Genomic DNA, 2,917 nt, shown 5'->3' with positions numbered 1-2,917 from the left:
GGCCAAGTCTGTTTATGATTTATTGTTAAATAGTTATCATGTCAATAAAGACAGGGTTGAAATTGTTGCTTTGGGATCTGCCGAACAACCTTATGATAAAACCGCCTGGAACCGGGTTGTAATTGCGGTTGCTGTGGAAAAATAACTTAAAGTTTTAACACAAAATAAATCCCCGGTTAAATTTTTCCGGGGATTTATTTTTATTGAATAACAGCAAGATATATCTTTTTATGTAATAAATTTTGTCTTATTTCCCCCAGCTTTTATTCGGTCTATTGCCCATTTCGATTATCAGGTGAGCACCTGAATTAATATCAGACTGGTTGAAGTAAAAGGTTTTTAGGACTTTATTGTTCAAGGTAACCGATTGAATGTAAGGAGAAAAGATATTGTTGTGCCTTGTTTCTATAATTAGTTTATCGGTCCTGAAATATTTCGGATTAAGCATGATAGTAATCTTATCAAATATGGGACTTCCCAGTTCGTAGCGTGGATTTTCTTCGCATCCTCCGGTCATTTGAAATAATCCTAATTTCATCAACACGCTTAAAGCACCCATTTGGCCCTGATCTTCGTCTCCATTATAGCCGTAAAAAGGAGAGAGTTTGCTGTAGGCACTGTCCACCACCATACGGCTCCAGTATTGTGTTAACCAGGGTGCTCCCGCGTAATTGAATATGAACGCCATTTCCGTACTGGGCTGATTGGAATAATTCACCCAGGTTCGTTGTTCGTTCACGAATTTGCTGAGGGTTGAATTTGTTTTCTGGCCAGGAAATTTAAGTACCGGCTGATCCAGGTTCTCCGGGTGCTCATTGCAGAAGCGGTAAGGCCGGGTCAATTCAAACTGGTGGTTTAGGCGGTTAATGGCCGAATCATTTCCGCCCATTAATGAAAATAAAGCCGGTAAATTATGGGGTACAAACCAGGTATATTGCGCGCTGTTGGCTTCCTCAAACCCTTTATTGGGCACTAATGGATCAAAAGGCAAAAACCAATTGCCGTTTTTATCCTTTGGAACCATAAACCTTAAAGAAGTATTGTAAATATTTTTGAAATTTTCCGACCGTTTCATGAAATAGTTATAATCTGAATCCTTATTCAAGGACTTTGCCAATTGTGCCAGGCACCAGTCCTGATAAGCATTTTCAAGAGTTATGGTAGCGCCGTCCTGATGCATTCCATAGGTAGTGTCGGACAGAGGATAAGGAACGTATCCATTTTTTATATAAAATTCAACTCCTCCTCCTTTTGAGGTCTTGTGCTCATATCCCACCTTGCTCATTAACCCTCCGGGAAGATGGTTTTTTCTAAGGCCTTCATAAGCCAGGTTGATGTCAAAGCCACGGATGCCTTTTTGCCAGGCACCGACAAAAAAAGGAGTTGAGGAAGCGCCTGTCATCACATAGGTATAGTTTCCGCCTGAAGGGCCTCTGGGGATTATCCCTCCGTTTTTGTAATATTCGATGAATGAGTTGCAGAATTCTTCGGCGATTTCAGGATAAACCAGTTGCCACAGGGTGTTTAATGTCCATTGTGCGCCCCAGAAAGCATCTGAATTGTACATGTTAAATTTTGGTTTGCCTTTTTTGTCAAGGGGAAGCTGGCGGATAACATTTTTTGTTCCGGTGCAATCGCAATATTTTCCGTCATAGTCGCTGATGATGCGGCGTCCCATAATAGCATGCCAGAGGTCGGTATAAAACCGCCGTTGCTGTTCTAAAGTACCTCCTTCAATCTGAATCCGGCCCAGCATATTGTTCCATTTTTCAATGGCTGCAGATTTTACTTTCTCGAAATTCCAATCTGGCATTTCAGCCTTCAGGTTTAAAGCCGCTTCTTCTTCGCTGGTGAATGACAAGCCTACTTTCATTAATACAGGTTTATGATTTTTGTTATCAAGTTCAACCAGAAGCTTACCATTCTTCCCACCCCATTGTTTTAAGCCAGTTGTAATTTTTCCCTCCCCGGATAAATAAGTGGTTTTAATGGGACAATTGAACACAGCACTGAAATATACAGTGGCATTTTTAGGCCGGCGAATGGTTGGTGCGTTAACCATATATCCCCGTATTTCGTACCTGCCTGTTTGCCTGAATTCTGCATGGGGAATTTCGGACGGACCCAGGTGGCCGCCTAATTGAAAGACTATCCCTGCATTTTTGCCAGCCGGAAAAGTATAACGATGTACCCCAACCCTGTTGGTTGCTGTAAGTTCAGCTTTTATTTTGTAACGGCTAAGAATAACTGAATGATAACCCGGCATGACGATTTCTTCTTTATGCAAAAAACTTGAAGAATAATCTTTTAGTAAGTAAGGTACATCAGATTTGGAAAAACTCACCGGCATCACGGCAACACCCGATAACTGCCACTCATGGATATGACTGAAATCCTTTATGGTATCTGTGGCATAACGGTAGCCACTGTTCCAATCCTCGCTTAAATTGTTGTCAGGGAACAGACTTACCATTCCAAAGGGTTGGCAGGCAGATGAAAAGAAAAACCAGCGTGAATGAGCCGAATCCAAATAGGGATAAACCAAATCTACCGGACTTTGCTGAGTAAATCCTGAAAAGGGAATACAGGCGATCAGAAAAAGAATAAATATTTTTTTACTCATTAATTAAGTTTTTAATTTAAATTTTTTACAGATTCTTCCTTTCAATCTTCATTTTGCAGAAGAAGAAAAAATACCTTATCCCTTTCAGGATTCTAAACATGATTTTGAGTTAAAATTCTATTCCGTATAGATTACTTTTAAAAGAACTATACAATTTTCCTGTATTTTTTATATAATGCTTGCACCGTTTTTATGCAATCGCCGGATGGTTTTACAGGATAATCTTTTTGACTGTTTACCCAGTTCCATTCCCAGTTCTTTATTTCTTTTTGAAATTCAACAGTATTCATTTCC

Annotated in this window: 2 protein-coding genes; both read right to left on the bottom strand. The window is 40.0% G+C overall.

From position 1 onward, the window contains the following. Window positions 1-247: 247 nt before the first annotated feature. Window positions 248-2,623 carry a GH92 family glycosyl hydrolase gene (locus Q8907_15390; GenBank protein MDP4275655.1) on the bottom strand — a complete coding sequence of 792 codons (2,376 nt, stop codon included), beginning with the start codon at window positions 2,621-2,623 and terminating at the stop codon, window positions 248-250. Between the two features lie 146 nt (window positions 2,624-2,769). Next, on the bottom strand, window positions 2,770-2,913 hold the full coding sequence (locus tag Q8907_15385; GenBank protein ID MDP4275654.1) for an alpha-N-acetylglucosaminidase C-terminal domain-containing protein: 144 nt from the start codon (window positions 2,911-2,913) through the stop codon (window positions 2,770-2,772). Window positions 2,914-2,917 lie beyond the last annotated feature (4 nt).

The sequence above is a fragment of the Bacteroidota bacterium genome (assembly GCA_030706565.1).
GTDB lineage: Bacteria > Bacteroidota > Bacteroidia > Bacteroidales > JAUZOH01 > JAUZOH01.
The sequence above is the reverse complement of the archived record's forward strand: the minus strand, read 5'-3'. Positions and strand labels throughout refer to the sequence as shown.